Below are 25,960 nucleotides of genomic sequence, written 5' to 3' on the forward strand. Positions count from 1 at the left end.
GATCGGCGTCCATCAAAATATGCAAGGTCAGGAAAAACATGGAAAACCGCTTTGAGTATCGCGCTCCCCGCAAGATGACGTCGAAATACCTGTTGGGTGTGTCCGTCATCGCCCTGTGTCTGGCACAACAGGCCGGGGCGCAGTCGCTGGGCGGGGCGTCGGGTGCGCCGAGCGGTGCGCCGAATGTGCAGAACACGTACAGCAACTCGACAGCCGGAAATTGTGAGGAAGACCTGACGATTGCCGCATTCACCGCCCAGGGCCTAGCAATTGCATCTGGAATTGCAGCGCTTGGTCTCGGAGAGGTGGCGGCATTGGCTCCGGTTCCGGTTCAGGTTGTGCCGGTGACGGGCACAGGTGTTACGCTTCCCGATGGACCAATGGCGGCTGCCCTCGTCGCGGAGATTGCGGCGAAAACTGCAGAAGCAACTGCATTTGGGCTTTCTATCGCGGCTGAACAGACAGACGACTGCGCAACGACGTTCCAAGGCACGGTCACCGTCGATGAGGGCGGGCTTAACGTTACCGGCGATTCGAAAATTACCGGCAGTACGAGGGTGACCGAAGACGTGGTTGTCGATGACGACGTCTATGCGAACACGGTTCAGACCGGCGAAGGCGCGAGCTTCTTTGACGGCAAGGTGACCGTTGGTGATAGCCTGAACGGTCTCTACGAGGGGATCACGCTCGGCGGCGGCGCAATCGGTGGTGCCGGGACCGGCGGAGACAAGGCGACCACGGGGAATGTGAACGCAATGGCCATCGGCAACGGTGCCAATGCGACGAAATCCGGTGACCTTGCCCTTGGCTACAAGGCCAATGCGTCCAGCCCGGGCAACAGCAATGCGACGGCCGTCGGTGCGAATGCCAGCGCCACCGGGGATTCCTCCGTCGCGGTCGGCGACACGGCGAATGCGTCGGGTGAGGATGCGGTCGCCCTCGGCTCCAACACGGTTTCGGACGGGGTGGCGTCGACGGCGCTTGGTCACGGTGCGCTCGCGAAAGCAGATGGCGCGCTGGCGGCGGGCAAAAACGCGATTGTGCGCGGCGAGAATGGCATGGCGCTCGGCTCTGGCGCGGTGTCCTCGGGCGTGGATGCGATTGCGCAGGGCACGGGCGCGAGTTCGAGCGGTGCCGCCTCGACGGCCATCGGGAAAGGCGCGGTCGCGTCGGGTGCCAGTTCTCAGGCGCTCGGCGATGGCGCGGCGGCGCAGGCGGCGGATGCGACCGCGATAGGGACGGGTGCGGTTGCGTCCGGCAAAAGCGCGCAGGCGATTGGCGACGGTGCCGCGGCGCGTGAGAAGGACGCGACCGCTATCGGCTCCAGCGCGACGGCGACGGGTGAGCGTTCTCTGGCAATGGGCAAGAGCGCGACTGCGACCGGTGTGGATGCCGTGGCGCAGGGCACCAGTGCAACCGCGAGCGGCGGGAAATCTCAGGCGCTCGGCGACAGCGCCCTTGCAACAGGGGTCGAGTCGACCGCGATTGGCAGCGGGGCGCAAGCTTTGGGCGATAAATCGACCGCTATGGGCAAGGACGCGCTTGCAAGCGGCGAGAAATCGGTCGCGCAGGGCGTCGGGGCGATGGCATCGGGTGACGATTCCTACGCGACGGGGACAGGGGCGAGTGCCACCGGCGACCGTGCGCACGCCACTGGCAACAACGCCATGGCGGGTGGTGAAGATGCCTATGCGACGGGGACAGGGGCGAGTGCCACCGGGGATCGTGCCCATGCCACCGGCAACGACGCCATTGCGGGTGGTGAAGATGCCTATGCGACGGGGACAGGGGCGACTGCCAACGGGGATCGCGCCCATGCGACCGGCAAGGAAGCGACTGCGAGTGGTGACGATGCCCACGCTACCGGGACGCGGGCGATGGCGTCGGGCGACAGCGCTCACGCCACGGGGACGGATGCGCTCGCATCGGGCGATCGTTCGCATGCAACCGGTGATGAAGCCGTCGCGAATGGCGATGACGCCTATGCGACCGGCACCAAGGCGATAGCCGGGGGGGATCGTTCTCACGCCACCGGCAATGAGGCCTCAGCGAGCGGTGACGATGCGTTCGCCGACGGCACCAAGGCGGTCGCTTCGGGTGATCGGTCCCATGCGTCAGGCAATGAGGCGACGGCGACGAAGGAAGATTCCTTCGCGACCGGCACCAAGGCGATAGCCTCGGGCGACCGCGCCCACGCCTCCGGCAACGAGGCGACGGCAAGCGGCGAGGATGCATTTGCAGCGGGCACGAAATCCGTTGCCACCGGGGATCGCGCCCATGCCAGCGGCAGCGAGGCAGTGGCGAGCGGCGACGACGCATATGCCGATGGCACGAAGGCGGTCGCCTCCGGGGATCGCGCCCATGCCAGCGGCAATGAGGCGGTCGCCAGCGGCGAGGATTCCTTCGCGACCGGGACGAAAGCCGTTGCGAAGGGCGACCGCGCCCATGCGTCCGGCAATGAGGCCGTGGCGGGTGGCGATGACTCCTACGCGACGGGTACTCTGGCCAATGCGTCGGGCGACAATGCCCACGCCACCGGCACCCGCGCCAATGCGAGCGGTGCCGATGCCTATGCGTCGGGCACCGATGCCCGCGCCTCCGGCGACCGTTCGCAGGCCAGCGGCAATGCTGCGCAGGCGACGGGTGAAGATGCAATTGCGCAAGGGACGCGGGCGGAAGCCAGCGGGGATCACGCGATAGCGACGGGTACGGATTCGGTTGCGGAAGGGGCTCGTTCGCAGGCCAGCGGTAATGGGGCCAAGGCGACGGGTGCAGACGCGATTGCGCAAGGGACGCGGGCGGAAGCCAGTGGTGAGCATGCGATAGCGACCGGGACTGATTCGGCTGCGCAAGGAGCTCGCTCACAGGCCAGCGGTAATGCGGCCAAGGCGACGGGAGCTGATGCGATTGCGCAAGGGACGCGGGCTGAGGCCAGCGGCGAACATGCGATAGCGACGGGTACGGATTCTGCTGCGGAAGGGGCTCGCTCACAGGCCAGCGGTAATGCCGCCAAGGCGACGGGTGCAGATGCAATTGCGCAGGGGACGCGGGCAGAGGCTAGTGGTGAGCATGCGATAGCGACGGGTACGGATTCGGTTGCGGAAGGGGCTCGTTCGCAGGCCAGCGGTAATGCTGCCGAGGCAACGGGTGCAGATGCGATTGCGCAGGGGACGAATGCCAATGCGTCTGGTCTGCGGTCGCAGGCGTTGGGAACAGGGGCCGACGCAAAAGGTATCGACGCCATCGCGCAGGGTAGCAGCGCATCTGCGTCTGCGGATGAAACTGTGGCGCTTGGCGAAGCGGCGAACGCGTCTGCGGCGCAGTCCGTGGCGGTTGGGTCTGACGCTGCGGCGAGCGGTGTTGGGTCACAGGCGATTGGTGACAATGCAGCGGCCTCCGGCCTGAACAGCATTGCGCAGGGCACGGACGCCGAGGCGACCAAGGAAGGTGCTCTGGCGACGGGCGAGCGAGCCAAAGCGACAGGCAGTGACGCGATTGCTCAGGGCACGGATGCGGAGGCGTCCGGGCTGAACAGCATTGCGCAGGGTAAAAATGCCGCCGCCAGTGGTGAGGGCGCGCAGGCCGTGGGTGAAGATGCCAGGGCCACAGGGATCGATGCGATTGCAAAGGGGACCCTTGCGGCGGCGTCGGGTCAGAACAGTATCGCGCAAGGGACGGGAGCGGAGGCCAAAGGCGAAGGCTCGCAAGCCATCGGTGAATGGTCGACCGCGTCTGCCGACCGGGCGATTGCACAGGGTTCTTCTGCGAATGCCTCTGGCATCAGTTCGCAGGCGATTGGTGACAATGCGCAGGCCTCCGGGCTGAACAGTCTGGCGCAGGGGACGGATGCGGAGGCCTCAGCTGAGGGGTCGCAGGCGGTCGGTGAGCGTGCCAATGCCAGCGGCGTTGATGCGATTGCGCAAGGGACGGATGCGGATGCGTCGGGGCTGGAAGCGATTGCGGTCGGCGAGATGGCGAATGCATCAGAGGCGCAGGCAGTGGCTGTCGGGTCTGACGCTGCGGCGAGCGGTATCGGCTCGCAGGCCATCGGTGACAATGCGCAGGCGTCTGGTCTGAACAGCATCGCTCAAGGCACGGATGCCGTGGCGACCAAGGAAGGTGCTCTGGCAACGGGTGAGCGAGCCGAGGCGACAGGCATCGACGCGATTGCGCAGGGTACGGATGCAGAGGCGTCCGGGCTGAACAGCATTGCTCAGGGTAAAAATGCCGCCGCCAGTGGTGAGGGCGCGCAGGCCGTGGGTGAAGATGCCAAAGCCACAGGGATCGATGCGATCGCACAGGGGACCCTTGCGGCGGCGTCGGGTCAGAACAGCATCGCGCAAGGGACGGGAGCGGAGGCCAAAAGCGAAGGCTCGCAAGCCATCGGTGAATGGTCGACCGCGTCTGCCGACCGGGCGATTGCACAGGGTTCTTCTGCGAATGCCTCTGGCATCAGCTCGCAGGCGATTGGTGACAATGCGATGGCGTTTGGACTGAACAGTCTGGCGCAGGGGACCGATGCGGAGGCCTCAGCCGAGGGGTCGCAGGCGGTCGGTGAGCGTGCCAATGCGAGCGGCGTTGATGCGATTGCTCAAGGGACGGATGCGGATGCGTCGGGTCTGGAATCGATTGCGCTTGGTGAAACGGCGAATGCGTCTGAGGCGCAGGCAGTGGCTCTGGGATCTGACGCTGCGGCGAGCGGTATTGGGTCTCAGGCGATTGGTGACAATGCGCAGGCCTCCGGGCTGAACAGCATCGCGCAGGGTACGGATGCGCAAGCCACGGCGGAAGGCGCTCAGGCGACCGGTGAGCGGGCGGTTGCGCGTGGCGTCGATGCGATTGCGCAAGGCACCGAGGCCTACGCGACGGGCGAGCGGTCGCAGGCGGTCGGCACGGCGGCGGAAGCGACGGCGGCGGATGCGATCGCGCAGGGCTCTTCGGCGCAGGCGTCTGGCGTGGAATCCATCGCGGTCGGCGAGACGGCGGAGGCGACTGAAGCGCAGGCGATCGCGCAGGGGTCTGATGCGAAGGCGTTCGGGGTCGGTTCTCAGGCGATTGGTGACAATGCAATGGCGTTCGGACTGAACAGTCTGGCGCAGGGGACCGACGCGGAGGCCTCGGCCGAGGGGTCGCAGGCGGTCGGTGAGCGGGCCAATGCGAGCGGCGTTGATGCGATTGCGCAAGGGACGGATGCGGATGCGTCGGGTCTGGAAGCGATTGCGGTTGGTGAGACGGCGAATGCGTCTGAGGCGCAGGCGGTGGCTCTGGGGTCTGATGCGGCCGCAAGCGGGATTGGCGCGCAGGCGATTGGGGATAATGCGGCGGCGTCTGGGCTGAACAGCATCGCGCAGGGTACGGATGCCGAGGCGACGGCGGAAGGTGCACAGGCGACCGGCGAGCGGGCGGTTGCGCGCGGCGTCGATGCGCTGGCGCAAGGGACCGAGGCTTATGCCACAGGCGAGCGGTCGCAGGCGGTCGGCACGGCGGCGGAGGCGACGGCGGTTGATGCGATTGCACAGGGCTCTTCGGCGCAGGCGTCTGGCGTGGAGTCCATCGCGGTCGGTGAGACGGCGGAGGCCACCGAAGCGCAGGCAATAGCGCAGGGGTCGGACGCGAAGGCCTTCGGGGTCGGGTCGCAGGCGATTGGTGACAATGCGATGGCATTTGGACTGAACAGTCTGGCGCAGGGCACCGACGCGGAGGCCTCTGCGGAAGGATCGCTGGCGGTCGGTGAGCGGGCCAATGCCAGCGGTGTCGACGCGATTGCGCAAGGGACGGACGCGAATGCGTCTGGCCTGGAGGCGATTGCAGTCGGCGAGACGGCGAATGCGTCCGAGGCGCAGGCGGTGGCTGTTGGCTCTGATGCTGCGGCGAGCGGTGTTGGATCGCAGGCGATGGGTGACAATGCGGAGGCCTCTGGGCTGAACAGCATCGCTCAGGGCACGGATGCGCAGGCGACGGCGGAAGGCGCTCAGGCGACCGGCGAGCGTGCGGTCGCACGTGGCGTCGATGCGCTGGCGCAAGGGACCGAGGCTTACGCGACGGGCGAGCGGTCGCAGGCGGTCGGCACGGCGGCGGAAGCGACGGCGGTTGATGCGATTGCGCAGGGCTCTTCGGCGCAGGCGTCTGGCGTGGAATCCATCGCGGTCGGCGAGACGGCGGAGGCGACTGAAGCGCAGGCGATCGCGCAGGGGTCTGATGCGAAGGCGTTCGGGGTCGGCTCGCAGGCGATTGGCGACAATGCGGTGGCGCTTGGACTGAACAGCATCGCGCAGGGAACCGATGCGGAGGCCTCGGCGGAGGGGTCGCAGGCGGTCGGTGAGCGTGCCAATGCCAGCGGCGTCGACGCGATTGCGCAAGGGACGGATGCGGCTGCGTCGGGTCTGGAGGCGATTGCGGTTGGTGAGACGGCGAATGCGTCTGAGGCGCAGGCGGTGGCTCTGGGTTCTGACGCTGCGGCGAGTGGGATTGGCGCGCAGGCGATAGGTGATAATGCGGCGGCGTCCGGGCTGAACAGCATCGCTCAGGGCACGGATGCGCAGGCGACGGCGGAGGGCGCTCAGGCGACCGGCGAGCGGGCGGTTGCGCGTGGCGTCGATGCGCTGGCTCAAGGGACCGAGGCTTACGCCACGGGCGAGCGGTCGCAGGCGGTCGGCACGGCGGCGGAGGCGACGGCGGTTGATGCGATTGCGCAGGGCTCTTCGGCACAGGCGTCTGGCGCGGAATCCATCGCGGTCGGCGAGACGGCGGAGGCGACCGAAGCGCAGGCGATTGCGCAGGGGTCAGACGCGAAGGCCTTCGGGGTCGGGTCGCAGGCGATTGGTGACAATGCGATGGCGTCTGGGCTAAACAGCATTGCTCAGGGGACCGATGCGCAGGCGACGGCGGAGGGCGCTCAGGCGACCGGCGAGCGGGCGGTTGCGCGTGGCGTCGATGCGCTGGCTCAAGGGACCGAGGCTTACGCCACGGGCGAGCGGTCGCAGGCGGTCGGCACGGCGGCGGAAGCGACGGCGGTTGATGCGATTGCACAGGGCTCTTCGGCGCAGGCGTCTGGCGTGGAATCCATCGCGGTCGGCGAGACGGCGGAGGCCACCGAAGCGCAGGCAATAGCGCAGGGGTCGGATGCGAAGGCGTTCGGGGTCGGCTCGCAGGCGATTGGTGACAATGCGATGGCGTTTGGACTGAACAGTCTGGCGCAGGGGACCGACGCGGAGGCCTCTGCGGAGGGTTCGCAGGCGGTCGGTGAGCGGGCCAATGCCAGCGGCGTTGATGCGATTGCGCAGGGGACAGATGCGGATGCGTCTGGCCTGGAGGCGATTGCGGTTGGTGAGACGGCGAATGCGTCTGAGGCGCAGGCGGTGGCTCTGGGCTCCGATGCGGCGGCGAGTGGGATTGGCTCGCAGGCGATTGGTGACAATGCGGCGGCGTCCGGGCTGAACAGCATTGCACAAGGCACGGATGCGCAAGCCACGGCGGAAGGCGCTCAAGCCACGGGCGAACGGGCGGTTGCGCGGGGCGTCGATGCGCTGGCGCAAGGCACCGAGGCCTACGCGACGGGTGAGCGGTCGCAGGCGGTCGGCACGGCGGCGGAAGCGACGGCGGCGGATGCGATTGCGCAGGGCTCTTCGGCGCAGGCGTCTGGCGTCGAGTCAATTGCGCTTGGTGAGACGGCGGAGGCGACTGAAGCGCAGGCGATAGCGCAGGGGTCTGATGCGAAAGCGTTCGGGGCCGGCTCGCAGGCGATTGGCGATAATGCGATGGCATTCGGACTGAACAGTCTGGCGCAGGGCACCGATGCGGAGGCCTCAGCCGAGGGGTCGCAGGCGGTCGGTGAGCGGGCGGTTGCGCGTGGCGTCGATGCGCTGGCTCAAGGGACCGAGGCTTACGCGACGGGCGAGCGGTCGCAGGCGGTCGGCACGGCGGCGGAAGCGACGGCGGTTGATGCGATTGCGCAGGGCTCTTCGGCGCAGGCCTCGGGCGTGGAGTCCATCGCGGTCGGTGAGACGGCGGAGGCGACCGAAGCGCAGGCGATTGCGCAGGGGTCTGATGCGAAGGCGTTCGGAGTCGGCTCGCAGGCGATTGGTGACAATGCGATGGCGTTCGGACTGAACAGTCTGGCGCAGGGCACCGACGCGGAGGCCTCAGCCGAGGGCGCGCAGGCGGTCGGTGAGCGTGCCAATGCGAGCGGCGTTGACGCGATTGCACAGGGTACGGATGCGGATGCGTCGGGGCTGGAAGCGATTGCGGTTGGCGAGACGGCGAATGCGTCTGAAGCGCAGGCGGTGGCTCTGGGATCTGACGCGGCGGCGAGCGGGATTGGTTCGCAGGCGATTGGCGATAATGCGGCGGCCTCTGGGCTGAACAGCATCGCGCAGGGGACCGATGCGCAGGCCTCAGCCGAGGGGGCGCTGGCGGTCGGTGAACGGGCCAATGCGAGCGGCGTTGATGCGATTGCGCAAGGGACGGATGCGGATGCGTCTGGTCTGGAAGCGATTGCGGTTGGCGAGACGGCGAATGCGTCTGAGGCGCAGGCGGTGGCTCTGGGGTCTGATGCGGCGGCGAGCGGGATTGGTTCGCAGGCGATTGGCGACAATGCGGCGGCGTCCGGGCTGAACAGCATCGCACAAGGCACGGATGCGCAGGCGACGGCGGAGGGCGCTCAGGCGACCGGCGAGCGGGCGGTTGCGCGGGGCGTCGATGCGCTGGCGCAAGGGACCGAGGCTTACGCGACGGGCGAGCGGGCGCAGGCGGTCGGCACGGCGGCGGAAGCGACGGCGGTTGATGCGATTGCGCAGGGCTCTTCGGCGCAGGCGTCTGGCGTGGAATCCATCGCGGTCGGCGAGACGGCGGAGGCCACCGAAGCGCAGGCGATTGCGCAGGGGTCTGATGCGAAAGCGTTCGGGGTTGGCTCGCAGGCGATTGGTGACAATGCGATGGCGTTCGGACTGAACAGTCTGGCGCAGGGGACCGACGCGGAGGCCTCAGCTGAGGGTTCGCAGGCGGTCGGTGAGCGCGCCAATGCGAGCGGCGTTGATGCGATTGCGCAGGGGACAGATGCGGATGCGTCTGGCCTGGAGGCGATTGCGCTTGGCGAGACGGCGAATGCGTCTGAGGCGCAGGCGGTGGCTCTGGGGTCTGATGCGGCGGCGAGCGGGATTGGTTCGCAGGCGATTGGCGACAATGCGGCGGCGTCCGGGCTGAACAGCATCGCTCAGGGCACGGATGCGCAGGCGACGGCGGAAGGATCGCTGGCGGTTGGTGAGCGTGCCAATGCCAGCGGCGTCGACGCGATTGCGCAAGGGACGGATGCGGCTGCGTCGGGTCTGCGGTCTCAGGCCATCGGGACCAGCGCGAATGCGAGCGGGGTGGATGCCATCGTTCAGGGTACGAATGCCGAGGCGATTGGCGACGGGTCGCAGGCGGTCGGCAAGGCTGCTCTGGCGAGCGGAAAGGATGCGATTGCGCGCGGCACGGAATCGGTGGCGTCGGGTGATGAATCAATCGCGCTCGGTGCGGCATCGGAGGCGTCCGAGGCGCAGGCGATCGCCGTCGGATCTGACGCGGCGGCCAGCGGTATCGGGTCGCAGGCCATCGGCGACAATGCGGCGGCGTCTGGGCGGAACAGCACGGCGCAAGGCACGGACGCGATTGCGACGGCGGAAGGTGCGCAGGCGGTTGGCGAGCGCGCCAGTGCGAGCGGTGTCGATGCGATTGCCCAAGGGACGGATGCGAAAGCGTCGGGGCTTGAGGCGATTGCAGTTGGCGAGACGGCGCTTGCATCCGCTGCGCAGGCGATTGCACAGGGGTCTGATGCTGCGGCGACCGGCGCTGGCGCGCAGGCTTTCGGCGACAATGCGAAGGCGAGCGGGCTGAACAGCGTGGCGCAAGGCACGGGTGCGGTTGCGTCTGCGGAAGGTTCGCTGGCGGTTGGTGAGGCGGCGAAAGCCAGTGGCATCGACGCGATTGCGCAGGGTACGGCTGCCAAGGCTGCGGGTCGAGAGGCTGTCGCCCTGGGCGAGGGTGCGAACGCCTCGGCAGCGCAGTCGATTGCGCAGGGGTCTGATGCGGTTGCGAGCGGTGCTGGGTCTCAGGCGATTGGTGACGACGCGCAGGCCTCCGGGGTGAACAGCGTGGCGCAAGGGACGAAGGCGGTTGCCTCTGGCATCCGGTCTCAGGCGAGCGGCGCGGGTGCGTTGGCGAAAGGTGCCGATGCGATTGCGCAGGGTTCGGCGGCGAAGGCCTCTGGCAATGAGAGCGTTGCGATAGGTGAGACGGCGCAGGCCTCGGCGGCGCAGTCGATTGCGCAGGGGTCTGATGCGGTTGCGAGCGGGATTGGTTCGCAGGCTATCGGTGACGATGCGAAGGCCTCCGGTCTGAACAGCGTGGCGCAAGGGACGAAGGCGGTTGCGTCTGGCATCCGGTCTCAGGCGAGCGGCGCGGGTGCGTTGGCGAAGGGTGCCGATGCGATTGCGCAGGGTTCGGCGGCGAAGGCCACCGGCAATGAGAGCATCGCGATAGGTGAGACGGCGCAGGCCTCGGCAGCGCAGTCGATTGCGCAGGGGTCTGATGCTGTTGCGAGCGGGATTGGTTCGCAAGCGATTGGTGACAATGCTGCGGCGATGGGTGCCAGGAGCATTGCGCATGGTGCCGATGCGAAGGCGCTCGGTCAGGATGCTGTTGCGGTCGGTGAGGCTGCGAAAGCCTCGGGGTCGCAGTCGGTCGCACAGGGTTCGGATGCTGTCGCCAGCGGTGCCGGTTCGCAGGCGATTGGTGACAATGCCACGGCGACGGGCGGGCGGAGTCTCGCGCAGGGCGCTGATGCGAAGGCGCTTGGCCAGGAAGCAATTGCGGTCGGTGAGGCTGCGAAGGCCTCCGGGAACCAGTCGATTGCTCAGGGTTCCGATGCTGTTGCTAGCGGTGCTGGGTCTCAGGCGATTGGTGACAATGCGATGGCCACCGGTATCCGCAGCATGGCGCAGGGCGCGAACGCGGTCGCTCAGGGCGAAGAGGCGCAGGCGAGCGGCTCGGGTGCGCTGGCGAAAGGGGCTGATGCGATTGCGCAGGGCTCCGACGCGAGGGCATTGGGTCTGGAGGCCATTGCGCTCGGCGAGGCTGCGAAAGCGACTGCCGCGCAGGGCATTGCTCTGGGGTCTGATGCTGTGGCGAGCGGCGAGGGGGCGCAGGCGATTGGCGACAATGCGCAGGCGACTGGTCCGAACAGCATTGCGCAGGGCAGAAATGCGGTTGCCAGCGATAACAACGCCTATGCCATGGGCAGCGGCTCGGTTGCGTCCGGCCTCGCGGCACTGGCGGCGGGTCGCGGTACGGCGGCGAGCGGTGTTGCCTCGATTGCACTGGGTGACCGGGCCGAAGCGTCGGTCGATGGTGCAACCGCCATCGGCGGGCAGGCCGTGTCGCGCGGGCTGAACGCGATTTCGGTCGGGTCGGGCAGCATGGCGTCTGGTGAAAGCGCGGTCGCACTCGGCATGGCATCCGCCGCGGAAGGCGCGAAGAGCTTCGCTGCGGGCGACAGCGCGAAGGCGTCGGGGGTGAATGCGCTGGCGCTTGGCACCAGCTCTGTCGCGTCGGCGGATAACGGCGTTGCCATCGCTTCGCTCAGCGAGGCGACGGGGCCGGGCGCGCTGGCCATCGGTCTGAAATCGCGGTCGAAGGCGACGGATAGCGTTGCGGTCGGGACCAATGCGGCGGCGGTGGCTGTCAATGCGCTGGCCCTTGGTCGGGGCAGCAATGCGACGGCGCGGAATGCGACGGCGGTCGGTGCCAATGCGCAGGCCACGCATGCCGGGTCGACCGCTGTCGGGGCGGGTGCCAGAACGACCACGGATAACCAGATCGTTCTGGGCACCAGCCAGACCACGATCACGGCGCCGGGCGTTTACGGTCAGGCCGCGCGTGACCGGCAGTCGGGTCCGGTCGATTTCGTGACCACTGACCGCAATGGCAATCTGGCGACCGCCGATATGGGTCGGGCCGTCTTCGGCTCCATCGCTGATAACCGTCAGGGTGTGGCGATGGCGATTGCTCTGGGTGGTGTGACCGAGCTGCCGGCGGATCGGGATCATGCGGTTGGCTTCAACACCGGGTTCTTCGGTGATGCGATGGCCGGTGCGATCACCTATGCTGGGCGGATCAACGATAACTGGCGCGGCGATGCCGGTATCGCGTTCCCGCTGAAGCGCGCGAACCATATGGGCTACACGGCGCAGGACGATTTGGCTGGCCGGATCGGCTTTACCTATAGCTGGTAGGCCGGACTGAACGAACAGACCGACGGCGGCGGATGCGCGCGCCGTCGGCTTCTCAATATCCCTGGAAGAGTGAAGATGAGCCATTTTGCCGCCGCGAAACCCAAAAAAGGAATCTGTCTGGTTGCCACCCTTGCCGGTGGATTGTCACTGGCCCCGGCTGCGGGTGCCGATGAGGCGGATGCCGCCCGGACCGCCTGCCTGTCCCCGTCGAGCGGGTTGTTCACCTATCAGGTGCTCGACGCCTGCAAGACCGGGCTGGCGGGTGCCGATGATGACGACATGCTGGCGCAATTGCGGCTGGCCTATGCGACGCATCTGATCAATGCCCGGAACTATGACGAGGCCGTGGCCCAGCTGACCGAACTGGATCAGGACGACGACAGGGTCCGGCTGCTTCAGGCCGAGGCGCAAGCCGATCAGGGCCGTTTCGCGGATGCTATCGCGATCTACGAAGACCTGCTGCCGTCGCTGACGGAGGGGCAGGGTGCGCCGGTATCGGCCATGATCGACCAGCTTCGCTTGAGGATGTTCGACGCCGCGCGTGTGGCGGGTGACCTGCCCGCGATGGCACAGGCGCTTGATGAGGTGCTGTCCTCCGGCCTCAGTGATCTGCTGAAACAGAAGGCGCTGGCCGATGCGTCCGGTGCGGCGCTGGCGGCGAATGATACAGGCGCGGCGGAGGCCTATATGTCCCGCGCCATCACCGACTACCCGGATATGCCCTATGCTTATGCCGCGCGCGGGCTGAGGCATGAGCAGGCCGGGCGGCTTGCGGAAGCTCTGGTTGATCTCCACGACGCGTATCAGCGGCGCGGGAATGCCAGCGACTTCGTGATGCCGGTGCAGGATTATACCGATCTGCTGAAGCTGGAGGGGCTCGCGAAGCTGCAATTGAAGGATTATTTCGGCGCGGCTGACACGTTCAACGATCTGATTGGCGTTGACGGGCAGGCGCAGGTTCAGGCGGCCAGCGATTATTTCGCCGACCGCATCGCGCGGCTGCTGCGGTTCGATGGCGGCGAAACGGCGGTTGACGAGGCGAAGGTGTCGCAGTCCTTCTTCGCACGGCTTGACCTGCCGGTGCTGTCGGTCCGCCATAATCTGCGGCTGGCGCAGCTTTTCGCGGGCGGGCGGCAGGCGGGGCTTGCGGATCAGTTCTATGATGCCGCTGTGACCGAGCTGGCGGCGCTGCGGGCGGAGGACGGGGCTGCCAGCGAAAGCGAGATCACGGATCTGTTGTTGCAGGAAGCGGGCGTGGAGCTGGCCACGGGCAAAACCGATGCGGCGAAGGCCAGCACCCAGCAGGCACTGGCGCTTTTGCAGGATACCGACGCTCTGGCACCGATGGCGGAGCGGGCAGGGGATGTCTGGGCGCCCTATGCAAAGAGCGGCGCGGGCTATGCCGCGGTTGCGCGTGACAGCTATGCGATTGCGCTCGATTTCGTCGGGCTGGATTACAACAACAGAAACAAGCGGCTGTCGCTGGTCTATAAATTCGCCAAGGCGCAATCGCTGGCCGGTGATGCCGAGGGCGCGCTGGCGAGCATTGCGCAGGCGGAGGAGCATTTCATTCTGACCGACCGGCTGTTGCAACTGCGTGGCGAGTTGCTGACCGGGCGGGATGACGGGGCCGCAATCGCCAGCTTTCAGGCGGCGCTTGAGCTGAGCCAGAATGCGGAGGTGAAATCCGCCGCCCTGATCGGGCTGGGCGATCTTTATCTGGCGCAGCAGGATGCCGCGCAGGCGGAGGAGAGCTACCGGCGGGCAGCGGATCTGAACCCGAATTCCGCCGTGGCGTGGCTCAATCTGGGCGCGATGGAGGCCAAGCGTGGGGCGAATATCGTCGCCATCAACGCCTATCGGCAGGCCCGCTCGCTTGGTGCGTCCGACAGTCAGACGCTGATGACGCTGGCGCAGCTTTATCAGCAGACGGAGCAGCATGAGCAGGCGATTCAGGCCTATTCGGAGCTTGCCGCGCGGCCCGGTGTCGATCAGCTGACTCGGGACAACGCGAATTTCTATGCCGCGATCAGCGCCTTCACGCTCGGCAGCTTCGACGAGGCGTCGGGTTTTCTGGATCAGATTTCGGAGGCGGAGGCCGATACCGGGCTGGTCCAGCTTTGGCGCGGGCGCATCGCCATTCGCAAGCGGAACGAGCGTGATGCGATGGCCTATATGGAAAAGGCCTTTGCCGATCTTTCGGGCGATATTCTGGTCAATTACCAGAACCTGCTGATCGAACGCGGCCTGAATATCGGCGGCGCGGACGGGATTTTCGGGCCCGGCACGCGGAACGGTTTCCGGGTCTGCGCAAGGCTGGCCTGTATCTGATCGCGCGTCCGGCGGTCCCGTAAAAACCAAAAACCGCGCCACGTTTTGATGCGTGGCGCGGTTTTTTATGCCGGTCCTGCGCTGACCGGCCTAAGCAGTCTGGAACAGGGGCTTGCGGTTCTTCGACACCCGATTGACCAGTTTGCGCACCATTTTTCCCTTTGGGATATGGCGGGCTGCAATCGGCTGGTAGTCGGGCGCGCGGAGTTCCGGGAAGAGGGCGAAAATCTCTGCCTGCGCCTCCGCCGGGATGGCTTTCAGCGCTTGCGTGCCGGTGAACAGCGACTCCGTCTCCGCCCCGTTGGAGTAGACGATTTCATGCTGGTCGAACAGGAAGTGGAAATATTCCACCCCGCCCGCATCGCCAATCTGTTCGATCCCGTCCATCTCCAGCAATTGCTTTGCGGCGGCGAGGATTTCGTCTTCGCCGAACATGCGCTGCGCCACCGCTGAGCGCAGCAGTATCCGGTGCTGTGGCGAGACATGCAGATCCTCCGCCGGATAGCCGGGGGCGAGCGCATCGGCGGCGATGCGGATCGGGCAGAATTGCGGTTCCTTCTCAAGCCGGTCGGCGCTGAGCGCGGTGCTTCCGATCCAGCGGATCGGTTTCAGGCCGCTGTCGCGTGTCAGGACCAGATCGCCGGTCTTCAGCGTTTCAATCGGTTTCGGGCCGTCATCCGTCTCGATCAGTGTGCCGCGCACGAAACAGGCGATGTCGCGGACATCTTCGATATTGCTGAAATCGACCGTATAAACCTTGTCGCCATCGGTGACCTTGACGGTGCCGGTATGGCTTCGGACCGCGCCTGAAACCGGGATGCTTGTGGCGCTGTAGCTGTTTTCGACGACAGTCATGCCGTCTGCGAGGGTGATCCGGTCGCCGGGAACGCTGTCGTTGACGTCCGAGCTGATCGGGTCGCCGCCTTCGATGGTGATCGTGGCCGCCGCTTCGGTCGGTGATGCGTCTATGACGAACAGGTCCGAGCCGCTGCCGCCTTTGGCGCTGTCGCCGCTGCGCACGATGATACGGTCATCGCCCGCGCCGCCGTCGAGCGTGTCGGCCCCGATGCCGCCCTCCAGCGTGTCGTCATCACCGCCGCCGGACAGGCTGTCATTGGCCTCGCCGCCATCGAGGCTGTCGGTTCCGTCGCCCCCGTCCAGCGTGTCCGCGCCCTCTTCGCCGTAAAGGCGATCCGCGCCCGTGCCGCCCTCGATCAGGTCGTCATAGCCGGGAACGGGGCGGCCGTTTATCTCAGTGAAGGGTTTGGCTTCCGCACCGCTGTTATCCAGCGAGAGATAGTTCAGCGTTGTTCCAGGGGGCGGCGCTTCGCCAAGCGGAATCAGGATCGCCCCATCCTCTCCGGGTTCGCTGCTAGGCTGCCCCCCGAGGCTGTTATCGCTGTCGAGATCGGCGTCCACGACGATAAAGGTATAGGTAACGGTTCCACCCCCGCCCGAAGGGTCGGGCGCCGTGGCGTTCAGAATGTAGTCGGCGACATAGTTATAGATCCGGTCGCCGATCTCGACCCTGCCGGTGCCGGCGATCTTTTCGTTGATCGTTTCCTTGTCCAGCAAACCGTCATCGTCGAAGAAGCGGATTTCGGTGGTCTGGCCGAGGGTGAATTCCACGAAGGAGGTGGAGGCTTCGTGGAAATGGCCGCTCTCGACGGTAATTCCCTGACCGTCGATATAGCCGGTGACGACATAGTGGTCGATCGGACCGGGCGCGCCGTTATGGCCTTCGCCCCAGATCGTGTCATCGCCATCGCCGCCCTGCAGCGTGTCCTCGCCATACCCGCCGGACAGGCTGTCATTTTCCGCGCCGCCGGACAGGCTGTCATCGCCCTCGCCCCCCTGCAGCGTATCGAGCCCGGTTGCCCCCTCCAGCGTGTCGTCGCCCATGCCTCCGGACAGGCTGTCATCGCCCTCGCCGCCGTCGATCAGATCGTCGAGGCCGGGATTGTCGCGCACCTCCAGCAGGGAAAACTGCTGCATGCCGGTGTCGGGTTCTTCCATATGCTTGAAGGTCAGGACCGCGCCAGCGGGCGGCGGCGTGCCGACCGGGATCAGGATCTTGCCGTCCTCGCCGGGTTCGCCGGAGGTGCCGCTGCCAAGGCTGCCATCATTGTCGAGATCGACATCCACGACGAGGAAATCATAGGTGACGGTTCCGACACCCGACGGATCCGGCGTCGTGACCTGCAACAGATAGTCGGAGACATAGCTGTAGATATTGCCGTCTATTTCGACCTTACCGGTCCCGTCGACGACTTCATTGACCGCATCCCCGTCCAGGATCGCGTCATCGTCGATGAAGTGGATCGCCGTGGCCTCTCCGGTTTCGAACTTCACCGATGAGACGGAGGGGTTGTGAAAACCGCCCGAGGTGAGCGTGGCATTCCTGCCGCTGATATATCCCATTGCGACGTAATCATTGCCGCCGCCACTGGCATGATCGCCGCTGATGGTGTCGCCGCCATCGCCGCCCCTGAGCGTGTCATCGCCGAAGCCGCCCTCTATCACATCGTCGCCGAAGCCGCCTTCGGCGCTGTCATCGCCCAGACCGCCGCTGATGGTGTCGCCGCCCTCGTCGCCGGACATGGTGTCCGCGCCGGTGCCGCCATACAGGCGGTCATTTCCTTGGCCGCCGTCCATCAGGTCGTCGTTGTCAGGCGGGGAATAAGCATCAAGCTCGGAAAATTTCGAGCTGCCGTCGTAGCTGTTGCCGCTGGTCGTCACGTTCAGCGTGGTGTTGGCAGGCGGCGGGGTGCCGATCGGGATCAGGATCTTTCCGTCCTCGCCCGGCTCCGCTCCATCGAGGAGGCCGAGATTTCCATCCCCATCCAGATCGACATCGACGACGATGAATTTGTAGGGAACCGTGCCATTGCCAGACGGGTTCGGGCCGGTCGCGGTTATGACGAAATCGGCAGCATAGCCGTAGATCTGGCCGTTAATCTCGACCTGTCCTGTGCCGGAGATCTGTTCGTTGGTGACATCGCCGCCCAGTGTGTTGTCGTCGTCGATGAACCGGATTCTGGTCGCTTCACCCACGTCGAAATTCATCAGCGGGCTCGTGCCGAAGTTGAAATCGCCGGAATTGACCGTCAGGTTTTCCCCGGTGATGTAGCCGGTCAGGATGCGGTCATCGGCATTGCCGGCGGCGTTGTCGCCGAAAATCGTATCGTCGCCCTTGCCGCCCGATAGCGTGTCTTTGCCGGTTCCGCCCTCGATCAGATCGCCATCCGCGCCGCCATCCGCGCTGTCATCAGCGGTTCCGCCATAGATGCTGTCCGTGCCGTCTGCGGCGGTGATACTGTCATTGCCGCCGCCGCCGGACAGGCTGTCATCGCCCGCATGACCTGTGATCGTGTCGTTGTCAGCGCCGCCGCTCAGGCTGTCATTGCCATGACCTTCACCCGCCAGATCGAAAATATCCGCCTCGTCCGTGACCGAACCGGCAGTGCCGATGACGCTGTTGGAGATAATCTTGTCATCCTCTATCACGAGCATCCGCAATTCGCCGGAAGCCTCCGTGAGGACCAGCGTGTCCTGACCGCCGAAATGGCTGATGACCTGACCCAGACCCTCGGCGTCCTGCGGCAATGTGCTGTCGATGGGCGTTTTCGAGAGGACGAGATTATTCCCCCCCGATACCGGTGCCGGATTGATCTCGACAATGCCAAGCTGGCCGCTTCCGATATGGTCGCCGCGGTTGGAGCTCAGATAATAAAACTCGGCATTTCCGTTTGAATTTAGTCCTTTATAGGACAGGCCCCTGATATCGGTTCCCGCGATATAGCTTTGCATCGAGTTGAATTCGTAGCTGCCATCGGGTTTGCGATCCAATTCGAACAGATAGCTGCCGCTGAGCTTCGTATGGGTGTAATAGAGCGTGCCGTCCGGCGCGCCCGCGACCGCTCCGGACTCGCCCCCTTGCGGACCATCGAACAGGAGCGTGGCGGTCCCGGGCGTGTCCGGATCGAGCCGGTAGATATCGGGCCCGTCGGTTGGCGTGGCGGTGCGGGTCACGCCAATAAGCTCGGTGCTGCCATCGGTGAGGGTCAGCGTCGTGATATCGCCCCATTGCTGCGAGGTCCCGCTGGGCACATAGTTCCCAAGCAGTGTTTCGGTCCCGCTTTGCGGATCGCGCGCATACAGATCGTTTTGAGAGTCGATATAGTAGATCAGCTTGGGGTCGATTGGCATGATACCGTCCTGTTAAACGCAATACTTGGGAAGCCGGCGCAAGACGCCGGTGAGGGATCTGTTGAAGATCGGCCTGTTCAGGTAGGGGTGGTCCGTTGGCCTGGATTGGGGCTAGGTAGCGGTCTGGGTTTGCCTGTGTGAAATCAACTCAAGGTGGTGATCTTTGAGTGAGTTGATTTGCGCCATAATTGGAATGAGTTGTCGTATTCCGGCGCGAGGCGATATCCAGATGGCGGATCATATAAAATTACGCGATCCGGATGGGCATGGTGAATTGGCCGCCGGGGCGTGGCGCGTCCGGGCCTGTTCATGATAGATAGATCAATAGAGAATGAACCGCTTCCGTAGGAGGTATTTGGTTTTTCTATTGATATAAAACAGGAATTTAACCTGTTGCGCATTCCCTTGCCATAAAAGATATCGAAACTGTTTCCAATAAAACCCGACACAATCTTATCCTCGTCACAAAAACGGCCTTCCTACAACCTTCATGCGCAACCGCGCAGAACCCTGCCGCCGCGATTTCGATTGCGCGGCGATCAGAAAATGCCCAACGAAGCAAGCGATCTGCGCGCAGCTGGTGGGCTAAAGTGAATTTCTACCTATGATTGTAGTGATATTTTGTAGCAAATGCAACTTATTATGCAATTAACAGTTAACCGGGGGTCGTGGGACGGGGTGTCCGGCCATCTGTCTTGTGATGGGACGGCGCGGGTCGGCTGGCGTTTGGGCTGGGTAGCTTGGGCGAGGGGGCTTCTGTGGTGCCGGATTGAGGCGGAAATATCCTCTGCGGGATTGTCTGCGCCTGTTGCGTTCACCCTCCCGGATTGAATCCTTGGGTAAGTGGATCACGCCCCGATTTACAAGGCTTCGGGCCCCATTTCCCGTTCATTCTGTGGCTCGTTCGCGTCGCTGACACCCGAGTGTTCAGTCGTAACCAGTCGCAAGGGGTGTTGTGATAGCGCGACATATGCGTCGCTGAGTTCGAAACGCTATTGAGAAACTCATCCCAGAGCCGACTGACTCAAAAATTTTCACCAGTTAAATTTAGAAATTCATAGATGAATTATGAATATAAGATTCAGGAATTCGAGCCATAAATATTCTGCATTTAAAAGTTATGTTTTATTTTTGTGACATGTGATTATGTGGGCGTTTTTAGATTCCATAACACCAATTATCACAAAAATTTTATTACTTGAATAACGTGATATCGAAAGGGATTTAGGGGTACTACAGCATAAAACTTGGCTATTTATATAGTTTTTCTGCCTGCCCGAGATATGGAAAGTAAATATCGCGTGGGATATAAGCCGCGCCAATGTGATTTTGAAAGTTGTGGGTAGTACAGTGTCAAGTAAGCCTAAAAGCCAGCCTGCTGGCTCCGTAAACTTCGTGCCTTCAAGTAAGGGCGGGCGTGTGATCAAGTGGAAGGGGAAGGTTGCGAGCTGTGCCCCGTTTGTAGCGTTCCTTGCCGTGGTGCCCGACATTGGTCTGGCCGCGTGTGGTGACAATGTACCACCCGGACCGAACGGAGTCGTCTATGCGACCAAGGGATCGGTTTGTTATGCCAACGAATCCAACTATTATGGCAATAATGTCGGCGGGGTAAGCGGCGTCGTCGGTGGCACCGAGACTGTTCTTACATTTACGAAGGATGTAACTCTGACGTCTTGGACGGCCGGTGTTTATACTCTGGCCTGTCCCCCGTCAGCGGCTATGGCACAGATTTGAGGTTGTGATTTAAGGAGGATTTGGGCTTCGTCGTAGTGACGAAGGAACGAAGATGAAGCCCAAATCCTCCAATTCAAAATCGCCGACCAAGCCCCCTGCAGATCGGGTGGTCAAGGACATCCGGCGTCAGACCCGCCGCCACTTCTCGGCCGAAGACAAGATCCGCATCGTGCTTGAAGGTCTTCGCGGTGACGACAGTATCGCCGAGTTGTGCCGCAAAGAGGGCATCGCGCAGAGTCTGTACTACAGCTGGTCCAAGGAGTTCATGGAAGCCGGCAAACGCCGCCTGGCCGGGGACACCGCCCGTGCGGCGACCTCCGGTGACGTGCAGGACTTGCGCCGCGAAGCCCGTGCGCTGAAGGAGTGCGTGGCGGACCTGACGCTGGAAAACCGCTTGCTTAAAAAAAGCATGATCGCGGATGGGGGCGACGACGAATGAGGTATCCCGCATCCGAGAAGCTGGAGATCATCCGTATCGTCGAGCAGTCGCACCTGCCGGCCAGGCGGACGCTGGACCAGCTCGGCATTGCCCGCCGGACCTTCTACCGCTGGTATGACCGCTACCGGGAAGGTGGGCCGGAAGCGCTGGAGGATCGCCCTTCGGCACCGAACCGGGTGTGGAACCGCATTGGCGAGGACATCCAGGACCAGATCGTCGAGATGGCGTTGGAGGCGACCGACCTCAGCCCACGCGAACTGGCCGTGCGCTTCACCGACGAGAAACACTACTTCGTGTCGGAAGCCACGGTCTACCGGTTGCTCAAGGCCCATGACCTGATCACCAGCCCAGCCTATACGGTAATCAAGGCGGCCGATCAGTTCCACACCAAGACCACGCGGCCGAATGAGATGTGGCAGACCGACTTCACCTACTTCAAGATCATCGGGTGGGGCTGGATGTACCTCTCGACGGTGCTTGACGACTTCTCGCGCTACATCATCGCCTGGAAGCTATGCACCAACATGCGGGCCGAGGACGTGACCGACACGCTGGACCTCGCGCTCGCCGCCTCGGGCTGCGACAGCGCCACCGTTCTACACAAACCCAGGCTGCTATCGGACAATGGCCCCAGCTACATCGCGGGCGAGCTGGCCGAATACATCGAGTCCAACAAGATGAGCCATGTGCGCGGCGCGCCGTGCCACCCGCAGACCCAGGGCAAGATCGAGCGCTGGCACCAGACCCTGAAGAACCGCATCCTGTTGGAGAACTACTTCCTGCCCGGCGACCTCGAGTCCCAGATCGAGGCCTTCGTCGAGCACTACAACAACCAGCGTTACCACGAGAGCCTGGCCAACGTGACGCCTGCCGATGTCTACTTCGGCAGGGCACAGGCCATCATCAAACAGCGCGAAAGGATCAAACGAAAAACCATCGAATATCGGCGCTTGCAGCACCGCAAGCTCACAGCCTAACATCAAATCCCAGACGAGGCCCGCTCTCCGCTAGTCTACGCCCCAATCTGCGCCAAATGTTCTGACGACGGACAAATTGCAGTTATTTGCCCCCTTTCAGAGGGCGCGATGATACTCCTATCCGACAACTTGTCAGAACTGGTTCTGAATTTTTTCCTCAGTGTGCCTTTTGCCTACGACATCATCGATCACATTCTATCCGACCCGTATGAGGCGATGACGATCGTTGATGCCAAGGGGAAGGTCGCGTTCCTATCGCCTGTGCATGAAAAGGCTCTTGGTCTGAAGGACGGCGAGGCCGCGGGCAAGAACGCGCGCGACGTTATTGCAAATACGCGTCTGCATCATGTCGTCAAAACCGGCATCGCCGAGGTCGGGCAGATTTATCCGATGAAAGACGGACCAAGGGTTGTCTCCCGCCATCCGATTCGTCACGATGGAAAAGTCGTTGGGGCAGTAGGCCGGATCATGTTCAAGGGCCCGCAGCAGCTGGAGGCGATGACAAAGCGTATTCATGCCCTGGAAAATGAGATCGCGGTCTATAAGCAGGAATCGAAAGACCTTGTTGAGGGCGATCAGGTTCTGAATGCGATTATAGGTCAGAGCTTTGCCATTCAATCTGTGCGGCAGCAAATCCGAAAAATAGCCCCTCTGGACATCCCTGTCCTGATCCAAGGCGAAAGCGGCACAGGCAAGGAGCTCGTCGCCCAAGCGCTGCATATGCTCAGTTCTCGCAGGGATGCCAGATTGGTCACCGTGAATGCTGCTGCTTTGCCCGATTCACTGGTCGAAAGCGAGTTGTTCGGCTACGAGGCCGGATCATTTACCGGAGCGGATCGCAAAGGCCGTCCGGGCAAGTTCGAGCAGGCGCATAAGGGGACGATCTTCCTGGATGAGATCGGTGACATGGCGCTTGATACACAGTCCAAGCTATTGCGAGTGTTGCAGGATCGTGTGGTTGAGCGGGTCGGCGGTGACAAGCCGAAAAGTGTTGATTTCCGCTTGTGTAGTGCAACGAACCACGACCTTGAAGAGCTGGTTGAAAAAGGAAAATTCCGCCTGGATCTCTTTTATCGCATCTGCCCAGTCGTGTCCCCCGTCAGCGGCTATGGCACAGATTTGAGGTTGTGATTTAAGGAGGATTTGGGCTTCGTCGTAGTGACGAAGGAACGAAGATGAAGCCCAAATCCTCCAATTCAAAATCGCCGACCAAGCCCCCTGCAGATCGGGTGGTCAAGGACATCCGGCGTCAGACCCGCCGCCACTTCTCGGCCGAAGACAAGATCCGCATCGTGCTTGAAGGTCTTCGCGGTGACGACAGTATCGCCGAGTTGTGCCGCAAAGAGGGCATCGCGCAGAGTCTGTACTACAGCTGGTCCAAGGAGTTCATGGAAGCCGGCAAACGCCGCCTGGCCGGGGACACCGCCCGTGCGGCGACCTCCGGTGACGTGCAGGACTTGCGCCGCGAAGCCCGTGCGCTGAAGGAGTGCGTGGCGGACCTGACGCTGGAAAACCGCTTGCTTAAAAAAAGCATGATCGCGGATGGGGGCGACGACGAATGAGGTATCCCGCATCCGAGAAGCTGGAGATCATCCGTATCGTCGAGCAGTCGCACCTGCCGGCCAGGCGGACGCTGGACCAGCTCGGCATTGCCCGCCGGACCTTCTACCGCTGGTATGACCGCTACCGGGAAGGTGGGCCGGAAGCGCTGGAGGATCGCCCTTCGGCACCGAACCGGGTGTGGAACCGCATTGGCGAGGACATCCAGGACCAGATCGTCGAGATGGCGTTGGAGGCGACCGACCTCAGCCCACGCGAACTGGCCGTGCGCTTCACCGACGAGAAACACTACTTCGTGTCGGAAGCCACGGTCTACCGGTTGCTCAAGGCCCATGACCTGATCACCAGCCCAGCCTATACGGTAATCAAGGCGGCCGATCAGTTCCACACCAAGACCACGCGGCCGAATGAGATGTGGCAGACCGACTTCACCTACTTCAAGATCATCGGGTGGGGCTGGATGTACCTCTCGACGGTGCTTGACGACTTCTCGCGCTACATCATCGCCTGGAAGCTATGCACCAACATGCGGGCCGAGGACGTGACCGACACGCTGGACCTCGCGCTCGCCGCCTCGGGCTGCGACAGCGCCACCGTTCTACACAAACCCAGGCTGCTATCGGACAATGGCCCCAGCTACATCGCGGGCGAGCTGGCCGAATACATCGAGTCCAACAAGATGAGCCATGTGCGCGGCGCGCCGTGCCACCCGCAGACCCAGGGCAAGATCGAGCGCTGGCACCAGACCCTGAAGAACCGCATCCTGTTGGAGAACTACTTCCTGCCCGGCGACCTCGAGTCCCAGATCGAGGCCTTCGTCGAGCACTACAACAACCAGCGTTACCACGAGAGCCTGGCCAACGTGACGCCTGCCGATGTCTACTTCGGCAGGGCACAGGCCATCATCAAACAGCGCGAAAGGATCAAACGAAAAACCATCGAATATCGGCGCTTGCAGCACCGCAAGCTCACAGCCTAACATCAAATCCCAGACGAGGCCCGCTCTCCGCTAGTCTACGCCCCAATCTGCGCCAAATGTTCTGACGACGGACAGGCAGCAATTGTGGCCATCGCGGCATCCTGTCCGGCCAGCATGTCCGCGGCGGGCGCACCGATTTTCTGCGGATCGCCGCCAAGCGCGCCGGTGATGTCCATGATCCCGGAATAACCCTCTGCGATCAGGTCATAGCAGGTTAGTTCAGCCCGCCGCCCGGTCATGCCAAAGCCGGTGATTGAGACAAAGACGATATCTTCGCGAACGGCCCTGATCGCCTGCTGATCCAGCCCCAGCTTGCGCTGAACATCAGGCGGTTGGTTTGTGATGAAGACATCGGCTGTGCGCAGCAACGCATGCAGGCGCTGCATATCCTCATCAGCTTTGAGGTCCAGCACCACGCTTTTCTTATTCCGGTTGATGGCTGCAAACCAAAGCGCTTCATCATTCAGAAAGGGAGGGCCCCACTGACGCGCGTCATCCCCTGCTGGCCGTTCGACCTTGATGATTTCGGCCCCGAAATCACTCAGCAGCATTGTTGCATAAGGCCCCGCGACGGAAGTTGTCATGTCGATGACGCGCAGGTCCTTCAGAAAACCCAAACCCGGCCTGCGCGCCTGTACCGGCAATGACAGGTATGGCAGATCGGTACCTGTTGTTTCGGCTTTGCGGTTCATGCTCGGCTCCGTTTCTACTGTGGGTCAGTTCATCCGAATATACGCAAGGAGGGTGCCAACTCTTGTTCCGATGATCGCGTTTTCCGATGGGCGCCTTCGATCCTGAGAACTGATCATTGGCCTGCAGAACCGCCATCCCGCTTCGCACCGGGCTTGCCGGATGCGAAGCGGGCCTCAATGTCCGTGGGGGAGGACACGGACATTCCGTTAACTTCTGGCCAGTTCAGTTGACCGGTCGTTTGCGATAGAGATATTTCGCCGTCATTTCCTGAATGATCGTCCCGTCCTGCTTGACGCCGCGACGCAGGAAGGTCACGACGCCACGATCACCCTTGCTGGTTTCCTTGACCTCAAGAACCTCGGAGTGCAGCCGGATTGTGTCCCCATGTTTGACCGGGGCGAGCATTCGCCAGCCGTCAATCTGCAGAAGTGCAATCAGCGTTCCGTCGTTGATGCCCGTCGCATATTGCAGCCCCGCGAGAACGGCATAAACCAGCGGCCCATGCGCAATTGGTTCGCCAAATGGGGTGCTGCTGCTGTATTCAAAATTGGTATGGACTTCGTTGAAGTCTCCCGACAAGCACGCAAAATTTACGATATCGGTCTGCGTAATCGTGCGTGCTGGCGTCAGAAATTCCTGTCCGACCGAGAAGTCGTCGAAATAATGACCCCGCGGTTTGGCCTCAATGCTTATCTTTGCTTCCATACCGTCTCTCCCTTTTTTCTTTTTGGTTTATGTGCGGGCGTCGATCCGTTCTGAGCGCCGACGA

Annotated in this window: 8 protein-coding genes; 5 read left to right on the plus strand and 3 right to left on the minus strand. The window is 63.4% G+C overall.

Annotation, left to right across the window (positions count from 1 at the left end):
* Nucleotides 1-38: 38 nt before the first annotated feature.
* Nucleotides 39-12,269: a hypothetical protein gene (locus PAF12_RS03445; RefSeq protein WP_271108613.1), complete on the plus strand. Its 12,231-nt coding sequence runs from the start codon at nt 39-41 to the stop codon at nt 12,267-12,269.
* A gap of 75 nt (nt 12,270-12,344) precedes the next feature.
* The gene (locus PAF12_RS03450) at nt 12,345-14,600 is read left to right on the plus strand and encodes a tetratricopeptide repeat protein (RefSeq protein ID WP_271108614.1); all 2,256 of its coding nucleotides are present in this window, start codon (nt 12,345-12,347) and stop codon (nt 14,598-14,600) included.
* Nucleotides 14,601-14,690: 90 nt separating this feature from the next.
* On the opposite strand, the gene PAF12_RS03455 is transcribed toward PAF12_RS03450, so the two are convergent.
* On the minus strand, nt 14,691-18,809 hold the full coding sequence (locus tag PAF12_RS03455; RefSeq protein WP_271108615.1) for a Hint domain-containing protein: 4,119 nt from the start codon (nt 18,807-18,809) through the stop codon (nt 14,691-14,693).
* Between the two features lie 1,786 nt (nt 18,810-20,595).
* Here PAF12_RS03455 and PAF12_RS03460 point away from each other — a divergent pair.
* From PAF12_RS03460 to PAF12_RS03470, 3 genes are all read left to right on the plus strand, one after another.
* Nucleotides 20,596-21,959, plus strand: a protein-coding gene (locus PAF12_RS03460) for an IS3 family transposase (RefSeq protein ID WP_271106531.1) whose coding sequence is annotated in 2 segments (ribosomal slippage) — nt 20,596-20,943 and nt 20,946-21,959 — 1,362 coding nt in all. Because the reading frame shifts where the segments join, the coding sequence is not laid out codon by codon here.
* A 129-nt stretch (nt 21,960-22,088) separates the two neighbouring features.
* Nucleotides 22,089-23,090, plus strand: a complete 1,002-nt coding sequence (locus tag PAF12_RS03465) for a sigma-54-dependent Fis family transcriptional regulator (RefSeq protein WP_271108616.1) — start codon at nt 22,089-22,091, stop codon at nt 23,088-23,090.
* Nucleotides 23,091-23,134: 44 nt separating this feature from the next.
* Nucleotides 23,135-24,498, plus strand: a protein-coding gene (locus PAF12_RS03470) for an IS3 family transposase (RefSeq protein ID WP_271106531.1) whose coding sequence is annotated in 2 segments (ribosomal slippage) — nt 23,135-23,482 and nt 23,485-24,498 — 1,362 coding nt in all. Because the reading frame shifts where the segments join, the coding sequence is not laid out codon by codon here.
* A gap of 35 nt (nt 24,499-24,533) precedes the next feature.
* On the opposite strand, the gene PAF12_RS03475 is transcribed toward PAF12_RS03470, so the two are convergent.
* Entirely contained in the window at nt 24,534-25,190 is a 657-nt protein-coding gene (locus PAF12_RS03475; protein WP_271108617.1) for a CaiB/BaiF CoA-transferase family protein, read from the minus strand.
* Nucleotides 25,191-25,413: 223 nt separating this feature from the next.
* The gene (locus PAF12_RS03480) at nt 25,414-25,896 is read right to left on the minus strand and encodes a MaoC/PaaZ C-terminal domain-containing protein (protein ID WP_271108618.1); all 483 of its coding nucleotides are present in this window, start codon (nt 25,894-25,896) and stop codon (nt 25,414-25,416) included.
* Nucleotides 25,897-25,960: the final 64 nt, after the last annotated feature.

The sequence above is a fragment of the Paracoccus sp. SCSIO 75233 genome (genome assembly GCF_027912675.1).
In the GTDB taxonomy this organism is placed as follows: Bacteria; Pseudomonadota; Alphaproteobacteria; order Rhodobacterales; family Rhodobacteraceae; genus Paracoccus.

Bases quoted from the DNA above. Each gene is read 5' to 3' on its own strand.
- PAF12_RS03445 (WP_271108613.1), top strand. From the start codon at position 39: ATGGAAAACCGCTTTGAGTATCGCGCTCCCCGCAAGATGACGTCGAAA.
- PAF12_RS03450 (WP_271108614.1), top strand. From the start codon at position 12,345: ATGAGCCATTTTGCCGCCGCGAAACCCAAAAAAGGAATCTGTCTGGTT.
- PAF12_RS03455 (WP_271108615.1), bottom strand. From the start codon at position 18,809: ATGCCAATCGACCCCAAGCTGATCTACTATATCGACTCTCAAAACGAT.
- PAF12_RS03475 (WP_271108617.1), bottom strand. From the start codon at position 25,190: ATGAACCGCAAAGCCGAAACAACAGGTACCGATCTGCCATACCTGTCA.
- PAF12_RS03480 (WP_271108618.1), bottom strand. From the start codon at position 25,896: ATGGAAGCAAAGATAAGCATTGAGGCCAAACCGCGGGGTCATTATTTC.